The organism is Streptomyces sp. NPDC079020, assembly GCF_044542225.1.
Lineage (GTDB): Bacteria > Actinomycetota > Actinomycetes > Streptomycetales > Streptomycetaceae > Streptomyces.
This window is the reverse complement of the sequence record NZ_JBITUB010000001.1, coordinates 32,727-54,532: the sequence shown is the minus strand read 5'-3', so window position 1 is coordinate 54,532 and position 21,806 is coordinate 32,727. Positions and strand designations below refer to the sequence as shown.

Below are 21,806 nucleotides of genomic sequence, written 5' to 3'. Positions count from 1 at the left end.
TCCCGCAAGGGGTGACACAGGTTCCGGCGCACGGCAGCCAGGCATGGCGTATGTCCTCACTCAGGGTCCGCGCCCTGGTTCGACGTGACCGGCGACGAGAGTCTCCTGGCTTCCGGATCCGCAGTTCCCCCGGCCTTCCAGTCCGCGTGGGCGGACCGTGACTTCCGATGGGGGACTGCTCCCCGGTGACAGTGGCGGGACCGCGCCGGATTCGCACCGGCTTCCTCTGCTGTCGCCGTAAACGGCTCCGGCAGTCCACCACGCTGTGAGAACGCCCGTCAACTTGCCGTTGACCTGCGGAGCCGCAGTGTGCGCAGACGCACACCGGGCCGGACACACAGTGTGTGTCCGGCCCGGTGGAGGTGCGGTGTTCCGGTCAGGCGACGATCAGATAGATCCCGTACGTGACCGCCGCCGCGCACAGCGCGAAGCAGAGGTACGCGCCGGCGCGGGCCGGGGTGAACGAGCCGCCGGAGGCGCCGTTCCGCGCCGTCGACGCCTGCTTGGAGAGGCCGACGATGCCGAGGGTGAAGAGGCCGACCAGCGCCACGGTGACCACGAGGCTGACGCCGAAGACGGAGGCGAGAGCTGCCCAGTCGATGTTCATACGGATCTGTCCTTACACCGTGGCGGGCCGCGCCGGATCGGCGGGCGTACCGGCCGGAGCCGGGATGGTGGACGTGAGGTCGGGACCCGTGGTGCCGACGGGCGGCGGGGTGACGGCGGCGATGGCCGTGGTGACGACGCCCGCAGGCTCGTCCTCCGGGCCGCCGCCGGTGACGTTGGTGTGGTCGACCGGCTTGCGGCGCGACAGCAGCCAGATGGCGCCGGAGCCCGCGACGAGCAGGACGGCGACGACGCCGACGCCCCAGCCGCCCTGCTTGGTCAGGAACTCCGCGCCCGCGCCGACCAGGCCCGCGGCCGGCAGGGTCAGTCCCCAGGCGACGAACATCCGGGTGGCCGTGGACCAGCGGACCACGCCCCCCTGACGGCCGAGGCCCGCGCCCATCACGGCGCCGGAGCAGGACTGGGTGGTGGAGAGCGAGAAGCCGAGGTGGGAGGAGGCCAGGATGACGGTGGCCGCACTGGTCTGGGCGGCGAAGCCCTGCGGCGGCTTGAGGTCGGTCAGGCCGCTGCCCATGGTGCGGATGATGCGCCAGCCGCCGAGGTACGTGCCCAGGGCGATGGCGACACCGGCGGAGACGATGACCCAGACCGGCGGGTTGGAGCCGGGGGCGAGGACGCCGCCGGTGACCAGGGCCAGGGTGATGATGCCCATCGTCTTCTGCGCGTCGTTGGTGCCGTGGGCGAGCGAGACGAGACCGGCCGAGGCGATCTGCCCGGCCCGGTAGCCCTTGGCGGTCGACTTCAGCTGTCCCTCATCGGTGACCTTGCGCCCGATGCGGTACGTCAGCTTCGTGGCCAGCAGCGCGGCGAGACCGGCGACGACCGGCGCGGCGATGGCGGGCAGCAGCACCTTGGTGACGACGGTGCCGCCATTGATCGAGGACCAGCCCGCCGACATGACCGCGGCGCCGATGAGGCCGCCGAACAGGGCGTGCGAGGAACTGGAGGGCAGGCCGACCAGCCAGGTCAGCAGATTCCACAGGATGGCGCCGACGAGCGCCGCGAAGATGACCTCGGTTCTGAGGCCGTCCTCGTTGACGATCCCGCCGGAGATCGTCTTGGCGACCTCCACCGACAGGAACGCGCCGATCAGGTTGAGAACGGCGGACATCGCCACCGCTGTCTTGGGCTTCAGGGCGCCGGTCGAGATGGTGGTGGCCATCGCGTTGGCGGTGTCGTGGAAACCGTTCGTGAAATCGAACACGAGAGCTGTCACGATCACAATCGCGAGCAGCAGCGTGATGTGTTCCATTTACCCAGGCAATCGTTCGACGTCAGTGGCTCGTGGACCGTAGGCAACCTGGGTGAACGGAAGATGAACTGGGCGGGGCGCTGTGGTGACTCCAAGCGGATTGGATCCCCTCCGCTTGTCTGCTCGCGAGGTGGAACGACGCACCTGGGGCGGTACGAGGACTGCGCTTTGCCGGGCCTTGGTGAACATTTGAGGACGCGTTTTTTCACCCGGAAGAGATTCCGGTCACCCGGCGCCCGGTATCACCCCCGCCGCCCCGGCGCAGCCCTTAGGGTGCCCCGCATGAGCGTGAGCGGTCAGCCTCGGGAAGAAGCGATCGAACGGGCCTGGCGGGGCGTGGTCGACACCGCCCGCCGGTCCGCGGCCGACGGGCTGGTCGTCGGGACCTCGGGCAATGTCTCGGCACGTGTCGGCGGGACCGTCCTGGTCACCCCCAGCGGGGTGCCCTACGACCGGCTCGGCCCGACGGACGTGGTCGGCGTCGACCTCGAAGGGCGCCGGGTCCTCGGCGATCTCGCCCCGACCAGCGAACTCCCCCTCCACCTGGCGGTCTACCGCAACAGCGACGCGGCAGCCGTCGTGCACACCCACGCGGTGCACGCCACCGCCGTCTCCACCCTGGTCGAGGAGGTCCCGCTGGTGCACTACGCGGCGGCCATGCTCGGCGGCCCCGTCCGCACCGCTCCCTACGCGCGCTACGGAACGCGGGAGCTGGCCGACAACATGCTCGCGGCCCTGCGCGACCGCACCGGCTGCCTCCTGCGGAACCACGGCACCGTCACCTACGGCGACAGCCTCGACCAGGCGTACGACCGCACCGCGCAGCTCGAATGGCTGTGCAGGCTCTGGCTCACCGCGAGCTCCGTGCCGGGCCGGAGCCCGGCCCTGCTCTCCCCGGCCCAGCTGCGCGAGGTGACCGAGGCCCTGAAGGGATACGGCCAGCCCGGCTGACCCTCCCGCGCCCGCACCGGACCACGCCGGGCCCGCCCGCCGCCGCGCCCCGCACCGGACGGCCCCCGCCCGCTGGCACCGGACCGGGCCCGCCACGACACTGAAGCAGTGCGCCCGGCAACAGCGACGGCAGCGGCCGTCACCACGATTCTCGGCGTCGGCGCGGCTGCGGTCGCGGCCGGCCGGTACGCCAGCGACGCCGCCCTCAAGGTGCCGTCCGGCCGTGCCCTCCCCGCCGACCGCAGACTCACCGTGCACGCCACGGCGGCCGGACAGGTCACCCTGACCCGCTCGTTCGCCGCGCTCCGGCCCGGCACGTACGGGCTGAGGGGCCCCGGTGTCCACGCCGTCGTCGGACCGGTCGTCGAGCAGGCGCCGCACGCCCCCGACACCGTCGTCCGCAGACTGGAACGGGTCGGCCAGGGGGTCCTGGAACCGGGCGCCAGGGTCCGCATCACCCCCGAGCTGTACAGCGGCGACCCGGGCAGCGCCCTCGGCCTCGGCCACAAGGAGGTCGAGATCCCCGGCGAACTCGGTCTCCTGCCCGCCTGGTTCGTCCCCGGCGCCCGCGACACCTGGGTGATCACCGTGCACGGCCTCGGCACCACCCGGGAACACCCCATGAACCTGATGGGCTTCCTGCACGCCCAGCGGCTGCCCGTGCTCGGCCTGGCCTACCGCGGCGACGCGGGCGCCCCCCGCCCCACCGACGGCCTCGGCCACCTCGGCGCGTCCGAATGGCGCGACCTGGACGCCGCCATCCGCTACGCCGTGCGCTACGGCGCCCAGAACGTCATCCTGTACGGCTGGTCGACCGGCGCCTCGATGGCGCTGCACGCCGCCGTCAACTCCGCGCTCCGCGACCGCGTCAGCGGCCTCGTCCTGGACTCCCCGGTCATGGACTGGCAGGCCACCCTGAGCGCCCTGGCCGTGGCCCGCGGCGTACCGGCCGCCCTGCTGCCGCTCGCCGTCCGGGCCGCCCAGGGCCAGACCGGGCTGCGCGACGCCCCGCTCCTGGACACCTCGCTGCCGGCCGCCCTGCGCGCCCCGACACTGATCTTCCACGGCCCGGACGACACCCTGGCCCCCTGGCAGCCGACGCGCGAACTCGCCGCGCGCCGCCCCGACCTGGTCAGCCTGCACCCCGTACCGCAGGCTCCGCATGCGGCGATGTGGAACGCCGGTCCGGCACGGTACGAGGAGGCCCTGCGGCGCTTCCTCACGCCCCTGATGTGAGGCTATGGGCGGAACCCGCCCGGTCGCCGGCGGGCGGACGAGCGCCCGCGCGGACCGGTGAACGTGCTTCCGTTTGGGCTTTCGGGCCGTCAGAGGCAAGACTGCTCCCCGTGACGTCCCGTACCCCGCGCGACTCCAGGCTGCGACTTGTCCGCCCGCGACCCCTTGCCACCGCCCGCAAGGCCGTGACCACCCGGCGCACCAGGCCGGCTCCCCGGCCTCCCGAGGGCACCCCGCCACGGACGGAGCTGGCCCGCCAGGCCAGGGCGGTCCTCGCCGATTCCGTACGGATCGCCCACTGGGCCGCCGACGGCGCGAGCCCCGGCGCCGCCCCGCTCGCCGCCCAGGCCCTGGAACGGGCCGCGGCCGCACTGGAACTCTCCCCGGCCCAGGTGCGCACGGGCTGGGACCGCGCCAGGCTGGCCGGACTCGTCGAACTCCACGGCGACACCGCGCGCCCCGGCTGGCGGCTGCGCGCCTGGGACCGCGACGACTCCGCCGTGCTCCGCGGCTGGGTGGCGCTCTTCGACGCCTGGTCGCTCGTCCACGCCGCACCGGAGGGCATCGAGGCCACCGCTGTCGCCGAGGCCGTCGAGGCCGTACCCCAGGTGCTCTCCCTCCTCCAGCTCTCGGCGGGCCCGGTCACCGTGCCCGCACTCCTGGACCTCCTGGGCCAGCGCGTCGCGGAACTCCACGAGGAGCGGTGCGAGGTGCCCTACGGCCCCGAACAGCCGCCCGCGCGGAGCGCCCCGGCCATCGAGCACACCGACCCGGCACAGGACGCGGATCTCAACGCGCTCCTGCTCGACTGGGCGCTGGAGGGGCTGGCCGAGGTCGGGGCCCTCACCCTCGGCGCCGGGCACGCCACCCTGACCCCGCTCGGCAACTGGGCGGTCTGGGTCAAGCTGGAACAGATCTGCGTCGCCGCCCAGAGCCCCGCCGGGAACATCGAGCAGTCCGCCGCGGACATGCTGCTCGGCTGCGCCCGGCTCACCCCGGGACCGGCCCGCGACGAATACCGGGCCTGGCTCGCCGCCCGCCCGGTCGGCAGCGCCGTCACCGAACTGCTGGCCGTCGCCCGCGGCGAGGACGCGCTGCTGCGCGGCCTGGCCTTCGAGGCGCTCCGTGTCGTCGGCGCCCCCGCCGAACCCGTGGTGCGCTCCGTGGCCACCGACACGGCGCTGCGGCCCTACGCGCTCCTCTGGCTCGCCGAGTACGAGGGCGCCGACCCGGACGACGCCCAGGAGGTGCTGAGCCGGGAGGAAGCCACCTGGCTCTGGATCGACACCGCCGCGGCCGTCGCCGACCACGGGGAGACGGGGCTGCTGGTCCGCCACCTCGACTCCGCCGTCCAGGGCACCGTCCCCGCCCTGCTCGACGAGGTCAGGGCCGTCGGCCACCCGCGCACTGTCCAGGTCCTGGTCGCCCTGGCCGCCGCCCACCCCGACCCGGCCCTGGCCAAGGCGGTACGCCGCGCGGCCTTCCAGGTCCACACGGGCGGCGCGTAGACGTATCGGGCCGGACGAGTCCCGCCCGCCGTCCGGAGGCCCGGACCGCACCGTCGCCGGAGCGGTCCGGGCCTCGGGGCGTCAGGGAACCCGCGAGTCCGGGCGTCGGGGAGGCGGGGGTCTCCGGACGCAGCTCCCGCCCGGCCTCCGGCCCCGTACGCCCGACGTCCTGTGCCCCAACGCCGGTGTGTCCGAGGGCCCCCGACGCCCGAGGAGTCAGTCGGCGGATCCCGGGGCGTACGTCCCGAAGCTCCAGATGTTGCCCTCCCCGTCGCGCGCCATGTAGTCCCGCGAGCCGTAGTCCTGGTCCGTGGGCGGCATCAGGATCTCCACACCGTGCGCCACCGCCCGCGCATGGTGCTCGTCCACCTCGTCCACGACCACGTACACCCCGGCCGGGCCCGCGCCCGCCATCGCCTTGGCGAAGACGCCCTCGCGGCCCTTGGAGCCGAGCATCACCCGGCCGTTGCCGCAGGACAGCTCGGCATGCAGCACGCTGCCGTTCTCCCCCTCGTACACCGCTTCCTCGGTGAAGCCGAGCCCCTGCGTCAGTGTCCTGATCGCGGTCTTCGCGTCGTCGTACAGAATCGTCGGATAGATCGTCGGTACGCCCTTCGGCACGCCTGCCATCACGCTCACCCACTTCTGCCGTTCACATCGCATCGTTGTGATCTGCGTCTCAGTCTTTCATCGACCACTGACAACGCCCTCCCGGAGGGCATCCGTGCAGGTGGCGTCGCCGAACTGACGGGATGCCCCACCCCCGGCCCCGGCGGGCGAGGACCGTGCCGTTCCGGGCCCGGCGCCGGGCGGTTCGTCCCCACGAGCACGCGGAAAAGCAGTTGCACACCACCAGTAGAATGGGCCGTATGGCCATTCTCCTTGTGCATTAGCGGCGTCGAGAGACCTCCGCCCTCGTCCCTCCGCCGTCCATCACTGCCCTGGAGTTTTTCCCGTGATCACCGCTTCCGGCATCGAGCTGCGCGCCGGCGCCCGCATCCTCATCGAGTCCGCCTCCTTCCGTATCGCCAAGGGGGACCGCATCGGCCTGGTCGGCCGCAACGGGGCGGGCAAGACCACCCTCACCAAGTGCCTCGCGGGCGAGGGCACCCCCGCGGGCGGCACCATCACCACGTCCGGCGAGGTCGGCTACCTCCCGCAGGACCCGCGCACCGGCGACCTCGACATCCTCGCCCGGGACCGCATCCTCTCCGCCCGCGGTCTCGACGAGATCCTGCGCAGGATGCACGAGAACGAGGACCGGATGGCGAACGGCAAGGGCGCCACCCGCGAGAAGGCGATGAAGCGGTACGAGCGCCTGGAGACGGAGTTCCTCACCAAGGGCGGGTACGCCGCCGAGGCCGAGGCCGCCACCATCGCCGCCGCGCTCAACCTGCCCGACCGGGTGCTCGGCCAGCCGCTGCATACGCTCTCCGGCGGTCAGCGCCGCCGTGTGGAGCTCGCCCGCATCCTCTTCTCGGACGCGGACACCTTGCTCCTCGACGAGCCCACCAACCACCTGGACGCGGACTCGGTCGTCTGGCTGCGTGACTACCTCAAGTCCTACCGCGGCGGCTTCATCGTGATCTCCCACGACGTCGAGCTCGTCGAGACTGTCGTCAACAAGGTGTTCCTCCTCGACGCCAACCGTGCGCAGATCGACATCTACAACATGGGCTGGAAGCTCTACCAGCAGCAGCGAGAGGCCGACGAGAAGCGCCGCAGGCGCGAGCGCCAGAACGCCGAGAAGAAGGCCGCGACCCTCAACGCCCAGGCCGACAAGATGCGCGCCAAGGCCACCAAGACCGTCGCCGCCCAGAACATGGCCAAGCGCGCCGAGCGCCTGCTGTCCGGCCTGGAGGCCGTCCGGGTCTCCGACAAGGTCGCCAAGCTGCGCTTCCCCGAGCCCTCCCCGTGCGGCAGGACCCCGCTCATGGCGGAGGGCCTGTCCAAGTCGTACGGCTCGCTGGAGATCTTCACCGACGTCGACCTCGCCATCGACAAGGGCTCCCGCGTCGTCATCCTCGGACTCAACGGCGCGGGCAAGACCACGCTCCTGCGCCTCCTCGGCGGTGCCGAGAAGCCCGACACCGGCGAGATCATCGAGGGCCACGGCCTCAAGCTCGGCTACTACGCCCAGGAGCACGAGACCCTGGACCCCGAGCGCACCGTCCTGGAGAACATGCGCTCCGCCGCGCCGGACCTCGACCTGGTCGAGGTCCGCAAGACCCTCGGCTCGTTCCTCTTCTCCGGCGACGACGTCGACAAGCCCGCCGGGGTGCTCTCCGGTGGCGAGAAGACCCGGCTCGCCCTCGCGACCCTGGTCGTCTCCTCGGCCAACGTCCTGCTCCTCGACGAGCCCACGAACAACCTCGACCCGGCCAGCCGCGAGGAGATCCTCGGCGCGCTGCGCACGTACAAGGGCGCCGTCGTCCTCGTCACCCACGACGAGGGCGCGGTCGAGGCGCTCCAGCCTGAGCGGATCATCCTGCTCCCGGACGGGGTCGAGGACCTGTGGGGTGCGGACTACCGGGACCTCGTCGCCCTGGCCTGATCCACCGGGGATAGATCATTCGGCCTAGGCGTGATCCATCATCTGAGTGAGTGCGTCTCATACCCCGGCGTGGCGCCCGGCAGATAGCTGCCGGGCGCACCCATTTCACCTTCATCTTCCCGTACGGCCCTGACCTGGCAGTTCTTTCGGGCGGTGCTCCCAGAGGCCGCCACGGCCGCAGGGAATTCGCGATTCCGATTGTGTCGGCCGCCTCCCGGGCGGGGAATCCGCTCGCACCGACCTTGCCGAATGGCTGGCCAGGAAGCGCGGGAGGGGTGATCATGAGAGTCCAGAGCGCACTTCCCATGAGGAGGCACGGGTGGCCGAGACTCTGAAGAAGGGCAGCCGGGTGACCGGCGCCGCGCGCGACAAGCTCGCGGCAGACCTGAAGAAGAAGTACGACTCCGGTGCGAGCATCCGGGCGTTGGCCGAAGAGACCGGCCGCTCCTACGGATTCGTCCACCGGATGCTCAGCGAGTCCGGAGTGACGCTGCGGGGACGCGGCGGAGCTACGCGCGGCAAGAAGGCCGCTGCGGCCTGAGGGCCGGAAGCGGTCGGGGCAGCCGCGGGGCAGGCCTCGGGGCTCACCGGAATACGTGGTGGCCACCCGGCCGGTCGTACGGCCGACCGGGTGGTTACTGTTCAGTCACTTAACTGTGAGTGCTGACTGCACCCGATCCGGAGGCGCCCCATGACCTCGCTCGACTCTGTGCTCGACAAGGATGGCGTACGGCTCACCGTCGATGACGCGGTTGCCACGGTGACTCTCACCAACCCGGCCAAGCGCAACGCTCAGTCTCCCGCTCTGTGGCGGGCGTTGACAGAGGCCGGACGGGGACTCCCCGGCAACGTGCGGGTCGTGGTGCTCCGCGGCGAGGGCAAGTCCTTCTCCGCGGGCCTCGACCGGCAGGCGTTCACCCCGGAAGGGTTCGACGGTGAGCCGTCCTTCCTCGACATGGCGCGCGGCCCGGACGACGAGCTCGACGCGATCATCGCCGAGTACCAGGAGGCGTTCACCTGGTGGCGCCGCAACGACATCGTGTCGATCGCGGCCGTCCAGGGCCATGCCATCGGTGCCGGTTTCCAGCTCGCCCTCGCCTGTGACCTGCGGATCGCCGCCGAGGACGTGCAGTTCGCCATGCGCGAGACCAGCCTCGGTCTCGTCCCCGACCTCACGGGCACCCACCCTCTGGTGAGCCTCGTGGGGTACGCCCGCGCGCTCGAAATCTGCGCCACCGGGCGCTTCGTGCACGCCGAGGAGGCCGAGCGCACCGGCCTCGCCAATCTCGTCGTCCCGGCCGACCAGCTCGACGCGGCCGCACGCGACCTGGCCGCCGCCCTGCTGGCCGCCCCGCGCGACGCCGTCATCGAGACCAAGGCCCTGCTGGGCGGCGCCGTCTCCCGCGGTTACGAGGAGCAGCGCACGGCCGAGCGGGCCGCCCAGGGCCGCAGGCTGCGCGATCTGGCAGGCCTCAGCGACTGAACCGGCGCGGACCCGGGCACGGGCGCGGACCCGGACACGCGCACGCGCACCGGCAACCGGCACAGACCCGGGCACCGGCGCCGACCCCGGCCGGTGCCCGGGTCAGTCCCGCTCCACCACGGCTGTGACCAGTACGGCGACCGGCGGGTGGCCCTCCACGGCCGCCGCCACCGCCGTGCGCACCGCCCGCGCCACATCGAGGGCCCGGTGGTCCCCGGCCGTCGCCACCTCGACCCGGAGATGATCCGCGCCGCTGTGCACCGCACTTCCCAGCTCCCGGGTCAGCGCGACGACACCGGGCACTGCGGCGGCGGCGTCCGCCGCCGCCCCGTCCGCCTTCGCGGCCCGTACCTCGTCCGCCGGGACGCTCACCCGGTCGGGCGCACCGTCCTCCAGCAGTGCTGTGACCCGTAGGTCCACCTCACCGACCACCAGGCCGAGCCGGGCGGAGGCCGCGCTCAGCAGTGCGGCGCGCAGGGTGTGGGCGGTGTCGGGCAGCGGCCGGTCCGCGGAGGCCGAGAACTCCGCCTCGATCCGCAGCGGTCCGGACGGCAGCGCACTCGGCGGCGCCGGAACGGCCTCGTGCGCGGGGGACGCGTGTGATCCCGAGGGCGGCGCGTCCGCTTCCGGCCCTGCCCCGGCCGTGTCGCGGCCCGGCCCGTCCGGGTCCGCCGCGCCGATCCTGAGCCTGCCCAGGACCGTGCCGGGGCCGGCCGCGGCGCTCCGCAGCACCGAGGCCGCCGCCCGCTCCGCGATCCATGCCCCGTCGGCCGGATCCCCCAGGGGGAGCAGCCGGCCGAGGCCGAGCCGTTGCCGTACCGCCGCGGTCCATCCGTCGGCCTGCTGCGGGCTGTGCGACGTTGTCATTGCTCCACCCTGCAGCATTCATGGCGCGAGTCGGGGCAAGCGCACCTAATGTGGGCAACGAAGTCCAACCCTGCCCCCGAAGGGAAGAGTGGCGATGACTGACACCCCACAGCGGAACCGGCCCGAGAACCCCGGCAAGGATGCGGGTGACGACCGGGGCAGGAATCCGCTCACCAAGCGCGGCGGGGGAGACCCCGCCACCCGTGGCCGCACCACCATCGCCGATGGTGTGGTCGAGAAGATCGCCGGAATGGCCGCACGTGACGTGGTCGGTGTCCACGCGATGGGCAGCGGGCTGTCCCGGACGTTCGGGGCGGTGCGCGACCGGGTCCCCGGCGGCGGCAAGTCCGTCACCCGCGGGGTCAAGGCCGAGGTCGGCGAATCGCAGACCGCGCTGGATCTGGAGATCGTCGTCGACTACGGCGTGTCGATCTCCGATGTCGCCCGCGATGTACGGGAGAACGTCGTCGCGGCGGTCGAACGCATGACCGGGCTCGAAGTCGTCGAGGTCAACATCGCGGTGAGCGACGTCAAGCTGCCCGATGAGGACGACGACGAGGACGAGCCCGAGCCACGTCTCCAGTAGGTCTCCGCCGAAAGGCAGTTGAGGAGTCACGATGAGCATGGCTGTGGCCGGTCTGTTGGCCGGCATGGCGCTCGGTTTCGCCGGGTACTTCGGCGGGTTCGGGGCCTTTCTGCTGGTGGCAGCCCTGGGGGCGGTCGGCTTCGTCGTCGGCCGCTTCCTGGACGGCGACCTGGAGCCCGGCGACTTCTTCCGGAGTCGCGAGCGCGGCGACCGGCGACGGTGACGGCGGTGACCGGCCGGGTCGCCGCCGCCGAGCGCGGGGAGACCCGGATCGCCGACCGGGTCGTCGCGAAGATCGCCGCGCAGGCGGCCAGGGAAGCGGTCGACGAGCCGCCCGAGGACGGTTCCTCGCCGCGCGCCACGGTCACCGTGCGCCGGGACAGCGCCCGGGTACGGGTCACCCTGGAGCTCGGATATCCCAGTGATATCGGCCGCCAGTGCGGCGCGGTGCGTCGCCATGTCGCGGAGCGGGTGAGGACATTGGCGGGCATGGAGGTGCCCGAAGTGGCGGTGCGGGTCGAAAAGCTGCACCCCGCGGGACCGGGCGCCGCGGCACAGGGGAGGATCCGATGACCGAGCCCCAGGAACCGACGGGCAGCACCCGGCATCTGTCCCGGGCCGGCGGACCGGACGCGCCGGATGCGCTCGAACTCGACCAGAGCGCGTCGTCCGCCGCGTACGACCCCGTGCCCACCCAGGGCAAGGACGGCGGCCGGGCGGGCAGATTCTGGTCCGCGCGCCGCGTCCCCGCCGCGCTGCTCGCCCTGGTGGTCCTCGGCGGCGCCGGTCTGCTGCTCTACGACATCGCCGCGGTACGGGCCGACCACCCGGCGATGCGGTGGCGGCGTTCACTGGCCGACGAGCTGGCCGAGCGGCCGCTGGACGACGTCTGGGTCCTGGCCGGGGCCGCTCTCGCGGCCGCGATCGGCCTCTGGCTGATCCTGCTCGCCCTCACCCCGGGACTGCGCGATCTGCTGCCGATGCGCCGCGACCGCGCGGAGGTACGGGCCGCGCTCGACCGGACCGCGGCGGCACTCGTACTGCGCGACCGGGCCGTGGAGGTGTCCGGGGTGCAGTCCGTGCGGGTCCGGATGGGCCGCGGCAAGGCCGCCGTGCGCGCGGTCTCCCACTTCCGGGAACTCGACGACGTACGCGCCGACCTGGACACCGCACTGGGGGCGGGAATCAAGGAACTGGGCCTGACCAGGCCGCCGAGCCTGTCCGTCCATGTCCGCCGTCCGACGAAGAAGGGGTGAACGGTGTGCTCAGGACCGTCAACCGGGTACTGCTGGGCCTTGCCGGGCTGGTGCTGATCGCCGTCGGCGGCGCCGTACTGGCCGTCGGCCTCGGCGTGTCTCTGCCTTCCTGGTGGCCATGGGACGGACAGCACGACGTGCTGCTCAGCGAGGCCGACCGGGACCGCTGGCGGGACGACGGCTGGTGGTGGCCGACCGTCATCGCGGTCCTCGCCGTCCTGGTCGTCCTCGCTCTGTGGTGGCTGCTGGCCCAACTGCGCCGCGGCCGGCTGGCCGAGGTGCTGGTCGACAGCGGTGACGGCGAGGGGGCGCTGCTGCGGGGCCGGGCGCTGGAAGGCGTCCTCTCCGAGGAGGCGGGCACCCTGGACGGGGTGGCCCGCGCCCAGGTCGCGCTGCGCGGCCGCCGTTCCGCGCCACGGGCCGGGCTCCGGCTGCTGATGGAGCCGCACGCCGCCCCCGAGCAGACGTTGCGGGGTCTGGCCGACGAGGCGCTGGCCCACGCCCGGGACTCGGCCGGGCTGGCCGAACTGCCCGCCGAGGTCCGGCTGAAGGCAGTCAAGCACCGCGCGGAACGCGTCTCCTGACGGCTTCACGGGCCCCGCGCCCCTTCATGACCCCCGCGCCCTTCATGGACCCCAGGGGGCCCTTCACGGACCCCCGGCTTCAGAAGCCGTGCCGTGAGCCTCCGTCGACCGGCACCATGATGCCCGTCAGATACGACGCGGCGGGGGAGAGCAGGAAGGCCGCGGTCTTCCCGAATTCGTCCGGCGTGCCGTAGCGCCGCAGCGGGATGCGCGCCTCACCGGCCCTGCGGGCGGCCTCCGCGTCGCCGGACAGGGCGTCCAGTTCGCGCACCCGGTCCGTGTCGATCCGGGCGGGCAGCACCCCGACGACCCGGATGCCGCGCGGGCCCAGCTCGTCGGCGAGGGACTTGGCGAAGCCGGCCAGGCCGGGGCGCAGTCCGTTGGAAATGGTCAGTCCGGGGATCGGCTCATGGACCGAGCCGGAGAGCACGAAGCCGATCACCCCGCCCTCGCCGAGTACGGCGGCCGCCGTCCGGGCCAGCCGTACCGCACCCAGGAAGACCGAATCGAAGGCCGTCTGCCACTGGTCGTCCGTGTTGTCCGCGACGAAGCCGGGTGCCGGGCCGCCGACGCTGATGAGGATGCCGTCCAGCCGGCCGAACCGTTCGACCGCTGTGTCCACCAGGTGCCGCGCCGCACTCGGATCGGCGTTGTCGGCGGCGATTCCCACCGCGTCCGGCCCCAGCGCGGCGGCGGCCTCCACGGCCCCCTTCTCGTCCCGGCCGCTGATGACCACCTTCGCGCCGTCGGCGGTCAGGGCGCGCGCCGTGGCGTTGCCCAGGCCGCGGGTGGCGCCGGTGACGATGTACACACGGTCCTTCAGTCCAAGATCCATAGCCCTATCCTGCCGCGTCCTGGGCGGAGAGGGCGACAGCGGTGTTCACCAGCCCGATATGACTGAAAGCCTGCGGGAAGTTGCCCAGCTGGCGCCCCGCGGCCGAGTCGTACTCCTCGGCCAGCAGCCCCACGTCGTTGCGGAGCGCCAGCAGCCGCTCGAACAGCTCCTCGGCCTCGGCCCTGCGCCCCGTCAGGAAGAGCGAGTCGGCCAGCCAGAACGAGCAGACGATGAAGGCGCCCTCGTCCCCCGGCAGGCCGTCGACCGCGGTGCCGTCGGTGCTGTAGCGGCGGACCAGCCCGCCGTTGCCCAGCTCGGCGCGCACCGCGTCGACGGTGCCGATGACCCGGGGGTCGTCCGGCGGCAGGAAGCCGGTCCGGAGGATCAGCAGCGTCGCGGCGTCCAGCTCCCGTGAACCGTAGGACTGGGTGAAGGTGTTCCGTTCGGGGTCGTACCCCTTGGCGCAGACCTCGGCGTGCACCGCCGACCGCATCGCCCGCCAGCGCTCCGCGTCGCCCGGCAGCGTGGGGTTCTCCTCCAGGGTGCGCACCGCGCGGTCGGCGGCGACCCAGGCCATCACCTTGGAGTGCACGAAGTGGCGGCGCGCCCCGCGGATCTCCCACAGCCCCTCGTCCGGTTCGCGCCAGGTGGACTCCAGGAAGCCCAGCAGACTGAGCTGGAGCTTCCAGGCGTGCGGCTTGTCGTCCAGGCCCGCCTCCCGGGCCAGCCGGAGCGAATCGATGACCTCGCCGTACACATCGAGCTGGCGCTGGCGGACCGCGGCGTTGCCGGAGCGGACCGGCCGGGAGTTCTCGTATCCGGCCAGCCACGGCAGCTCCGCCTCCGGGAGCCTGCGCTCGCCGGCCAGGCCGTACATGATCTGGAGATCGGCGGGATCACCGGCGACCGCCCGCAGCAGCCAGTCCCGCCAGGCGGCCGCCTCCTTGAGGTAGCCGGCCGACAGCAGGGCGCCGAGCGTCAGGGTGGCGTCCCGCAGCCAGCAGAAGCGGTAGTCCCAGTTCCGTACGCCGCCGATCTCCTCCGGCAGCGAGGTGGTCGGGGCCGCCACGATGCCGCCGGTCGGTCCGTAGGTGAGGGCCTTCAGGGTGATCAGCGAGCGGAGCACGGCGTCCCGGTGCCTGCCCCGGTACGTGCATCTCGCCGCCCACTTCTCCCAGTCGGCCAGGGCGTGCTTCAGCGCCTTGTACGGGTCGATCAGCTTCGGGCGCGGCGAGTGCGAGGGGTGCCAGGTGAGGACGAAGGCCACCTTCTCGCCCTCCGCGACGGTGAAGGAGGAACAGGTGCTGAACTGCTGCCCCCATGTCTTGACCGGCGGATCGCTGCGCAGCCAGACGGAGTCGGGACCCGCGACGGCCACCCGGTGGCCGTGCGAGCGGCGCATCCAGGGCACGACCGATCCGAAGTCGAAGCGCAGCCGCAGTACGGAACTCATGTCGACGCTGCCGCTGACGCCCTCGATGATCCGCATGACGTCGGGCGACTTGTCGCGCTGCGGCATGAAGTCGATGACCTTGACCGTGCCGGTCCGGGTCTCCCAGTACGTCTCCAGGACGAGCGAGTTGCCCGCGTAGCCGCGCCGGGTGCAGGTGTCCGTGGTGTCCGTGCCCTGGGGTGCGATGCGCCAGTGGCCGTTCTCCTCGTCCCCGAGCAGGGCCGCGAAGCAGGCGCCGGAGTCGAAGCGGGGCAGGCAGAGCCAGTCGACAGAACCGTTCCGGCCGACGAGCGCGGCAGTCTGGAGATCGCCGATGAGGGCGTAGTCCTCGATGCGTGGGGTCACGTTCTGGCGTGTTCCCTCACCTGCGCCTCGCTAAGCAGGACGGCCCGCGCGGGAGGTACGTCCGGGCCCGCCGTCCGGACCGCGTCCGGTGTTTCTACGCGGTCGCCGGCTCGGGCTGTCCGGTCGTCTCGTCCTGCGCCGCCGCCTCGGCCGCCTCCCGGCGGTCGCGCTTCTCGCGGCGTACGAGAATCAGCCAGCCCACCGGTACCCCGGCGGCGAACAGCCACCACTGCACGGCGTACGCCATGTGCGGGCCGATGGAACTGTCGTCGGGGGAGGCGATCTGCTCGGGGGTGTTGCCGGGCGAGGCGGGCGCGGTCTGCTCGATGTACCCGCCCAGCACCGGCCGGGAGAGCAGCTGGGACTGCTGGGAACTGTTGATCAGCATCACCTGGCGGTCAGGCAGCCCCTCCAGGTCCTTGATGCCGCTGCTGCCCGTCGTCTCGTCCGCCTTGAGCCGGCCGACGACGGTGACCTCGCCGTGCGGCGCGGCCGGAACCTTCGGGTAGGACTGCTGGCTGGGGGCGGCGGGGATCCAGCCGCGGTTGACCAGGACGGTGCCGCCGCCCTTGAGGTCGAACGGGGTCAGGACATGGACACCGATCCGGTCGTCCTGCGAGGTGCGGCGGCGCACCACCACTTCGTGCGCGGTGTCGAACGTCCCCGTGGCCGTGACGGCGCGCCAGTAGTCGGCGCGCGGAACGGTGTGCCCCGGGGAGGTGATCCTCGCCACGGGTACCGGATCGGCCTTGAGGTTCCGCGAGATCAGGGCGTTCTGCTCGACCCGGTGCTGGTGCCGGTGCAACTGCCAGAAGCCCAGCTCGACCATGGTGGGAATCAGCACGAGGGTGAGGAGGGTGAGAATCACCCACTGCCGGGTCAACAGGAAGCGGTACACCCCATGACCGTACAACCGGGGTCATGGGGTGCGGCACTCAGGGGTGGGGCGGGCGCGGTCCCGGGGCGGGGTGTTCCGTCATGCTTTGTCCACGATGCCCGCCTTCCCCTCGGCGCGGGCGCAGTGCCCTCCGCAGTACCAGTGACCGTCGGCCTCCACGCCCTGGCCGATGACCTGGACGCGGCAGTGCTCACAGATCGGCGCCATGCGGTGAATGGCGCAGGAGAAGCAGTCGAAGACATGCACCGCGCCCTGCGCGTGCACCTCGAAGGACATGCCGTAGTCGTTTCCGCAAACCTCACAACGTGCCATGCGCCACAGGGTGGGACGCGGGGCGGCGGCGGGCGAGCGGATACCGGGCGAGTCGCGCCCGGTTCACTCCGATGACGGTGCGGGCGCCTGGGCGGGCCGTGCCGGTGACGGGAGGTCCGCCGCGGGCGGCGCGGCGGGCGCGTCCGCCGGGGCCACGTCCCGCAGCAGATGGGTGAAGGCACTCTCCTCCAGCACCGGCGTGCCGAACGACTTCGCCTTCAGCGTCTTGGACGTCGCCGCGTCGGGATCGTTGGTGACCAGCAGGCTGGTCAGCCGGGACACACTGGTCGCCACGTGCAGCCCGGCCTCCACGGCGCGGTCCTCCAGCAGCTCGCGGTCGATCGAGGTGTCCCCGGAGAACGCCACCCGCATGCCCTGCCTGAGCGGCTTGTCCTTCTCGTACCGCCCCGGATTCGGATACGGGCAGGCCGGCCGCTTCCGTGAGGGCCGCCAGCTGTTCTGCTGGTACGAGGCCTGGTACCCGATCCGCGGGGTGACCGGGGAGTCGGACCACTCGGTCAGCGGCCGGCATTCCAGCAGCGGCAGCCGCACCCCGTCGCGGGCGGCGGCGTGCAGACTCGGCCGGAACGCCTCGGCCAGCACCCGGGCATCGTCCAGGGCGTGGTGGGCGTGCTGCTGCACGACGCCGAAGTGGGCGGCGAGCGAGGACAGTTTGTGGTTGGGCAGCGGCAGCCGCAGCTCCTTGGCGAGCGCGATCGTGCACAGCCGTTGCTCGACAGGTGCGATCACCGCCGCACGGGCGTACTCCCTGGCGAGCATCGACCAGTCGAAGGCCGCGTTGTGCGCCACGAGCACCCGGTCCGCGAGCCGTTCGGAGAGCGCGGCGGCCACCTCGGGGAAGAGCGGCGCGCCCTCCAGTACCTCGCTGGTCAGCCCGTGGATCCAGACGGGGCCCGGGTCCCGCTCCGGATTGACCAGGGTGTACCAGTGGTCCTCGACATTGCCCTGGGCGTCGAGGCGGTAGACGGCAGCGGACACTATCCGGTCGTCGCGGGCGAGTCCGGTGGTCTCCACGTCGACGACCGCGTACCCCCGGGGGTAGGCGGTCGGCCACGTCGCTGCGGTCTGGCGGTCGTCGAGCATGGTCACAGAGAATACGGGCCGCCACTGACAGTTCCCTATTCGGCCGTCCCGGCGGCCGGCGTCCCGCTCCGCGGCGCGCGCGGCGGCCCTCGCCCCGGGCGGGTCGGCCCGGGGTCGCGGCCCGGCGGATGAGACCCTCCCCGGGTGACGGACGGACAGGTTCACGACGAACCCCACAGCAATGGACTCGGTGCCCGGCTGAACTGGCTCCGGGCCGCGGTCCTCGGCGCCAACGACGGGGTGGTCTCCACCGCCGGCCTCGTCGTCGGCGTCGCCGGAGCCACCGGCGACCGCGGCGCGCTCCTCACCGCCGGGCTGGCCGGACTGCTGGCCGGGTCGATGTCGATGGCGGCGGGCGAGTACGTCTCGGTCTCCACCCAGCGCGACTCGGAGAAGGCCGCGCTGGCCACGGAGAAACAGGAGCTCCAGGAGGCGCCCGAGGCCGAACTGCGCGAGCTGACGGGTCTGTTGCAGGGCAAGGGGCTGAGCGAGGAGGTCGCCCGCGAGGCGGCCCTCCAGCTGACCGAGCGCGACGCGCTGCGCGCCCACGCGGAGGTCGAGCTGGGCATCGACCCGGACGACCTGACGAACCCGTGGCACGCGGCGGGGGCGAGCTTCCTGGCGTTCACGGTGGGCGCCCTGCTGCCCCTGCTGGCGATCGTGCTGCCGCCCTCCTCCCTCCGGCTCGCCGTCACCGTGGCCTCCGTGATGGCGGCGCTCGCCCTGACCGGCTGGTGGAGCGCCCGGCTCGGCGAGGCGTCACCGGGACCGGCGGTGCTGCGCAACATGGGCGGGGGAGCGGTGGCGATGGCGGTGACCTATGTCGCGGGGACGCTGCTGGGGGCGGTGGGGGTGTAGCGCGCCACGGGGCGGCCCTCGCGGGAGGTGGGCGAAGCGCCCCGGCGGGAAGAGTCCGGTGCCGGGGGGCCGGGGGCCGGGGGTCGGAGGCCGGAGGCCGTGGCCGGACGGGGGCAACTTCCCCGCGGGGCACGTGCGTTCCATCCCCGGCCGGCGCGCGTGCCGGTAATCCCGCGGTGGGTCCATTGGTGGAAGGTGCCAAATACTGCTGACGCCACGTCTCGCATACTTGTGGGTAACAACGTCTAGCCCTGGCCGGCCGGCGGCTCTACGGTGCTGGGATGGAGCCGAACCTGCCCGATGTCGTGCTGTGGTCGATACCGGCCTTCGTCCTGCTCACCGTGATCGAGATGGTCAGCTACCGGATCCATCCGGACGACGAAGCCGCCGGATACGACACCAAGGACGCCGCCACCAGCGTCACCATGGGGATCGGCAGCATCGGCTTCGATCTGCTGTGGAAGCTGCCCATCGTGGCGGTCTACATGGCCCTGTACGAACTGACCCCGCTGCGGGTGCCCGTCCTGTGGTGGACGATCCCGCTGATGCTGCTGGCCCAGGACTTCTTCTACTACTGGTCCCACCGGGGCCACCACGTCATCCGGATCCTCTGGGCCTGCCACGTGGTCCACCACTCCAGCCGGAAGTTCAACCTCACCACCGCGCTGCGCCAGCCCTGGACCTCCGCGACCGTCTGGCCGTTCTACCTCCCGCTGATCGCCTGCGGGGTGCACCCGGCGGCGCTCGCCTTCTGCCAGTCGGCCAACCTCGTCTACCAGTTCTGGGTGCACACCGAGCGCATCGACAAACTGCCCAGGCCCTTCGAGTACCTCCTCAACACGCCCTCCCACCACCGGGTGCACCACGCGTCGCAGGGCAGCTATCTGGACCGCAACTTCGGCGGCATCCTGATCGTCTGGGACCGGCTCTTCAAGTCGTTCACCGCCGAGACCGAGCGGCCGGTCTTCGGGCTCACCAAGAACATCGCCACCCACAACCCGCTGCGCGTGGCGACGCACGAGTACGCGGCCATCGCCCGCGACGTACGGGCGGCCGGCAGCTGGGGCGAACGGGCCGGGCGGGTCTTCCGCGGCCCCGGATGGCAGCCCGCGGCCCGGCCCGGCACCGCGTCCGGCCGCGCCCCGGCACCCGCCTCCGCCACCGCCGCTCCCGGCACCCCGGTGCCCGCCGCGAAGCGCACCGCCACCCCCGGGAACACCCGATGACCGGCCCCGGGCCGGCGCGGACGCCCGGCCGGGGGCAGCGGTTCGCCCGGCCCCTGCTCATCGCCTTCCTCGTCGCCGCGGCCGTCGACCTCGCCGGACTCCTGGCCGGTGCCGAGACCGCCCACCTCGTCGCCAAGCCCCTGCTGATGCCGCTGCTCGCCGCGTACGCCATGGCCCGCGGCGGCCCCAGGACGCTCATCGCCGCCCTGCTCTTCGGCTGGGGCGGCGACACCCTCCTGCTCCCCGATCACGACCTCGCCTTCCTCGCCGGCATGGGCTCCTTCGCCGCCGGCCACATCTGCTACCTCCGGCTGTTCGGACGGACCCGCCCCTCGGTGCCCGCGGGCCTCGGCTACGCGGTCGTCCTGACCGCCTTCCTCGTACTGATCTGGCCCGATCTGCCGGCCGATCTGCGCATCCCGCTGACCGGCTACAGCCTGCTGCTCACCGCCATGGCCTGGCGGGCGGGTGCCCTCGGCCGTCTCACGGCGCTCGGCGGCGCGCTCTTCCTGCTGTCGGACGCGCTCATCGCCACCGGCATCGCCGACTGGCCGCAGCTGCCCGCGCCCGACTTCTGGGTCATGCTCACCTACATCGCGGCCCAGGCCCTGCTGACCGCCGGGATCCTCGCGACGGGGGCGAAGGCATCCGATGACGGACCCGGGGCGTACCGTGAGCGGCGTATCAGCGGATGAAATGAGCAAGGACCCCCACGCATGCGCGCCACCGTGATCCACGCCCCCCACGACATACGGGTGCGGGAGGTGCCGGACCCGACGATTCAGCAGCCCACCGATGTGGTGGTGCGGGTCCTGCGGGCCTGCGTCTGCGGCAGCGACCTGTGGGCGTACCGCGGTGAGTCCGCCCGGCAGCCCGGCCAGCGCATCGGCCATGAGTTCCTCGGCCTCGTCGAGGAGGCGGGCTCCGGGGTCAACGGCTTCGCCGTCGGCGACCTCGTCGTCGCCCCGTTCGTCTGGTCCGACGGCACCTGCGCCTACTGTGCGGAGGGCCTCACCACGTCCTGTCCGCGGGGCGGGTTCTGGGGCTCCGCGGGTTCCGACGGCGGACAGGGCGAGGCAGTCCGGGTGCCGTTCGCGGACGGCACCCTGGTGAAGCTTCCGGCCGCCGCCGTGTCCGACGACCGGCTGCTCACCGCGCTCCTCACGCTCTCCGACGTGCTGGGCACGGGCCACCACGCCGCCGTCGGCGCGGATGTGCGGCCCGGTGCCACCGTCGCGGTCGTCGGTGACGGCGCGGTCGGCCTGTGCGGGGTCATGGCCGCCAAGCGGCTCGGTGCCGGACGGATCATCGCGCTGGGCCGGCATCCGGCCCGTACCGGCATCGCCCGCACCTTCGGTGCCACGGACGTGGTCGCCGAACGCGGCGAGGAGGCCGTCGCCGCCGTGCACGAGCTGACCGGGGGCGAAGGCGCCCACTGCGTGATCGAGGCGGTCGGCACCGAGCAGTCGATGCGCACCGCCCTCGGCATCGTCCGCGACGGCGGCTCCATCGGTTACGTCGGTGTCCCGCACGGCAGCGGCACCGGCCTGGACCTCGGTGTCATGTTCGGCCGGAACATCGCGCTGCGCGGCGGCGTCGCCCCCGTCCGGGCGTACATTCCGGAGCTGCTGCCCGATGTGCTGGACGGCACGATCGACCCGTCGCCCGTCTTCGACATGACCGTCGGCCTGGACGAAGTGCCCGGCGGCTACAAGGCGATGGACACCCGGACGGCGCTGAAGGTGCTCATCAAGCCGTAGGCGCGACGCCCGCGGCGAACGGCGGGAGCGCCGGCCGGAACGGCGGGAGGGGCCGCGGGCATCTGCTCGCGGCCCCTTTGTGCTTCGTGCGGTGTCAGTCCCGTCGGTGCG

General features: G+C 72.6%; 24 protein-coding genes and 1 riboswitch. Of the genes, 15 read left to right on the top strand and 9 right to left on the bottom strand.

Features of this window, described 5'->3' with window-relative positions; genetic code table 11:
* Positions 1–98: 98 nt before the first annotated feature.
* Positions 99–228: riboswitch (cobalamin riboswitch) on the bottom strand.
* Positions 229–376: 148 nt separating this feature from the next.
* Together ACIGJO_RS00290 and ACIGJO_RS00285 are read right to left on the bottom strand one after the other, a co-directional pair.
* The gene (locus ACIGJO_RS00290) at positions 377–607 is read right to left on the bottom strand and encodes a hypothetical protein (RefSeq protein WP_266929578.1); all 231 of its coding nucleotides are present in this window, start codon (positions 605–607) and stop codon (positions 377–379) included.
* 12 nt (positions 608–619) lie between these two features.
* Positions 620–1,879: an inorganic phosphate transporter gene (locus tag ACIGJO_RS00285; protein WP_266929576.1), complete on the bottom strand. Its 1,260-nt coding sequence runs from the start codon at positions 1,877–1,879 to the stop codon at positions 620–622.
* 282 nt (positions 1,880–2,161) lie between these two features.
* On the opposite strand from ACIGJO_RS00285, the gene ACIGJO_RS00280 reads away from it, so the two are divergent.
* The 3 genes from ACIGJO_RS00280 to ACIGJO_RS00270 all read left to right on the top strand — a co-directional run bounded on the left by ACIGJO_RS00280 (position 2,162) and on the right by ACIGJO_RS00270 (position 5,574).
* Positions 2,162–2,830, top strand: a complete 669-nt coding sequence (locus ACIGJO_RS00280) for a class II aldolase/adducin family protein (RefSeq protein WP_399949746.1) — start codon at positions 2,162–2,164, stop codon at positions 2,828–2,830.
* Positions 2,831–2,938: 108 nt separating this feature from the next.
* Complete coding sequence (locus tag ACIGJO_RS00275) at positions 2,939–4,066, top strand: alpha/beta hydrolase (protein WP_399949743.1); 1,128 nt, start codon at positions 2,939–2,941, stop codon at positions 4,064–4,066.
* 185 nt (positions 4,067–4,251) lie between these two features.
* Complete coding sequence (locus tag ACIGJO_RS00270) at positions 4,252–5,574, top strand: hypothetical protein (RefSeq protein ID WP_399951631.1); 1,323 nt, start codon at positions 4,252–4,254, stop codon at positions 5,572–5,574.
* A 216-nt stretch (positions 5,575–5,790) separates the two neighbouring features.
* On the opposite strand, the gene ACIGJO_RS00265 is transcribed toward ACIGJO_RS00270, so the two are convergent.
* On the bottom strand, positions 5,791–6,204 hold the full coding sequence (locus ACIGJO_RS00265) for a VOC family protein (RefSeq protein ID WP_399949740.1): 414 nt from the start codon (positions 6,202–6,204) through the stop codon (positions 5,791–5,793).
* Positions 6,205–6,529: 325 nt separating this feature from the next.
* Here ACIGJO_RS00265 and ACIGJO_RS00260 point away from each other — a divergent pair, with 325 nt between their 5' ends.
* The 3 genes from ACIGJO_RS00260 (at position 6,530) to ACIGJO_RS00250 (ending at position 9,611) form a co-directional block, all read left to right on the top strand.
* A complete protein-coding gene (locus tag ACIGJO_RS00260; protein WP_266929572.1) occupies positions 6,530–8,128 on the top strand; it encodes an ABC-F family ATP-binding cassette domain-containing protein in 1,599 nt (532 codons plus the stop codon).
* A gap of 319 nt (positions 8,129–8,447) precedes the next feature.
* Positions 8,448–8,669: a helix-turn-helix domain-containing protein gene (locus tag ACIGJO_RS00255; RefSeq protein WP_007263382.1), complete on the top strand. Its 222-nt coding sequence runs from the start codon at positions 8,448–8,450 to the stop codon at positions 8,667–8,669.
* Between the two features lie 150 nt (positions 8,670–8,819).
* Positions 8,820–9,611 (top strand): enoyl-CoA hydratase/isomerase family protein, encoded by a 792-nt coding sequence (locus tag ACIGJO_RS00250; RefSeq protein WP_399949736.1) that lies wholly within the window; start codon positions 8,820–8,822, stop codon positions 9,609–9,611.
* Between the two features lie 102 nt (positions 9,612–9,713).
* On the opposite strand, the gene ACIGJO_RS00245 is transcribed toward ACIGJO_RS00250, so the two are convergent.
* The gene (locus ACIGJO_RS00245; RefSeq protein WP_399949733.1) at positions 9,714–10,478 is read right to left on the bottom strand and encodes a hypothetical protein; all 765 of its coding nucleotides are present in this window, start codon (positions 10,476–10,478) and stop codon (positions 9,714–9,716) included.
* Positions 10,479–10,572: 94 nt separating this feature from the next.
* Between ACIGJO_RS00245 and ACIGJO_RS00240 the strand changes: the two genes are divergently transcribed.
* From ACIGJO_RS00240 to amaP, 5 genes are read left to right on the top strand one after another with little or no spacing between them, the layout of a single operon-like run.
* Positions 10,573–11,064 carry an Asp23/Gls24 family envelope stress response protein gene (locus tag ACIGJO_RS00240; RefSeq protein WP_329942375.1) on the top strand — a complete coding sequence of 164 codons (492 nt, stop codon included), beginning with the start codon at positions 10,573–10,575 and terminating at the stop codon, positions 11,062–11,064.
* A gap of 31 nt (positions 11,065–11,095) precedes the next feature.
* Positions 11,096–11,287 (top strand): hypothetical protein, encoded by a 192-nt coding sequence (locus tag ACIGJO_RS00235; protein WP_266929565.1) that lies wholly within the window; start codon positions 11,096–11,098, stop codon positions 11,285–11,287.
* Positions 11,284–11,637, top strand: coding sequence for a hypothetical protein (locus ACIGJO_RS00230; RefSeq protein WP_399949728.1), 354 nt, complete (start codon positions 11,284–11,286; stop codon positions 11,635–11,637). The genes ACIGJO_RS00235 and ACIGJO_RS00230 overlap by 4 nt, the downstream gene beginning before the upstream one ends.
* Positions 11,634–12,320 carry a DUF6286 domain-containing protein gene (locus ACIGJO_RS00225; protein WP_399949725.1) on the top strand — a complete coding sequence of 229 codons (687 nt, stop codon included), beginning with the start codon at positions 11,634–11,636 and terminating at the stop codon, positions 12,318–12,320. The genes ACIGJO_RS00230 and ACIGJO_RS00225 overlap by 4 nt, the downstream gene beginning before the upstream one ends.
* A 5-nt stretch (positions 12,321–12,325) precedes the next feature.
* Entirely contained in the window at positions 12,326–12,904 is a 579-nt protein-coding gene (gene amaP / locus ACIGJO_RS00220; RefSeq protein WP_399949721.1) for an alkaline shock response membrane anchor protein AmaP, read from the top strand.
* 79 nt (positions 12,905–12,983) lie between these two features.
* On the opposite strand, the gene ACIGJO_RS00215 is transcribed toward amaP, so the two are convergent.
* The 5 genes from ACIGJO_RS00215 to ACIGJO_RS00195 form a co-directional block, all read right to left on the bottom strand.
* The gene (locus ACIGJO_RS00215) at positions 12,984–13,739 is read right to left on the bottom strand and encodes an SDR family oxidoreductase (RefSeq protein ID WP_399949718.1); all 756 of its coding nucleotides are present in this window, start codon (positions 13,737–13,739) and stop codon (positions 12,984–12,986) included.
* A gap of 4 nt (positions 13,740–13,743) precedes the next feature.
* Entirely contained in the window at positions 13,744–15,537 is a 1,794-nt protein-coding gene (locus ACIGJO_RS00210) for a glycoside hydrolase family 15 protein (protein WP_399949715.1), read from the bottom strand.
* A gap of 94 nt (positions 15,538–15,631) precedes the next feature.
* Positions 15,632–16,435: an SURF1 family protein gene (locus tag ACIGJO_RS00205; RefSeq protein ID WP_399949712.1), complete on the bottom strand. Its 804-nt coding sequence runs from the start codon at positions 16,433–16,435 to the stop codon at positions 15,632–15,634.
* A gap of 78 nt (positions 16,436–16,513) precedes the next feature.
* Positions 16,514–16,747, bottom strand: a complete 234-nt coding sequence (locus tag ACIGJO_RS00200; protein ID WP_399949709.1) for a hypothetical protein — start codon at positions 16,745–16,747, stop codon at positions 16,514–16,516.
* Between the two features lie 63 nt (positions 16,748–16,810).
* Complete coding sequence (locus tag ACIGJO_RS00195; RefSeq protein WP_399949706.1) at positions 16,811–17,857, bottom strand: DEDDh family exonuclease; 1,047 nt, start codon at positions 17,855–17,857, stop codon at positions 16,811–16,813.
* Between the two features lie 138 nt (positions 17,858–17,995).
* Between ACIGJO_RS00195 and ACIGJO_RS00190 the strand changes: the two genes are divergently transcribed.
* The 4 genes from ACIGJO_RS00190 (at position 17,996) to ACIGJO_RS00175 (ending at position 21,695) form a co-directional block, all read left to right on the top strand.
* The gene (locus ACIGJO_RS00190; RefSeq protein WP_399949704.1) at positions 17,996–18,709 is read left to right on the top strand and encodes a VIT family protein; all 714 of its coding nucleotides are present in this window, start codon (positions 17,996–17,998) and stop codon (positions 18,707–18,709) included.
* Between the two features lie 281 nt (positions 18,710–18,990).
* On the top strand, positions 18,991–19,935 hold the full coding sequence (locus tag ACIGJO_RS00185; RefSeq protein WP_399949701.1) for a sterol desaturase family protein: 945 nt from the start codon (positions 18,991–18,993) through the stop codon (positions 19,933–19,935).
* Positions 19,932–20,630 carry a lysoplasmalogenase gene (locus tag ACIGJO_RS00180; protein WP_399949698.1) on the top strand — a complete coding sequence of 233 codons (699 nt, stop codon included), beginning with the start codon at positions 19,932–19,934 and terminating at the stop codon, positions 20,628–20,630. Before ACIGJO_RS00185 ends, ACIGJO_RS00180 begins: the two co-directional genes overlap by 4 nt.
* 21 nt (positions 20,631–20,651) lie before the next feature.
* Positions 20,652–21,695: a zinc-dependent alcohol dehydrogenase family protein gene (locus tag ACIGJO_RS00175; protein ID WP_399949695.1), complete on the top strand. Its 1,044-nt coding sequence runs from the start codon at positions 20,652–20,654 to the stop codon at positions 21,693–21,695.
* Positions 21,696–21,806 lie beyond the last annotated feature (111 nt).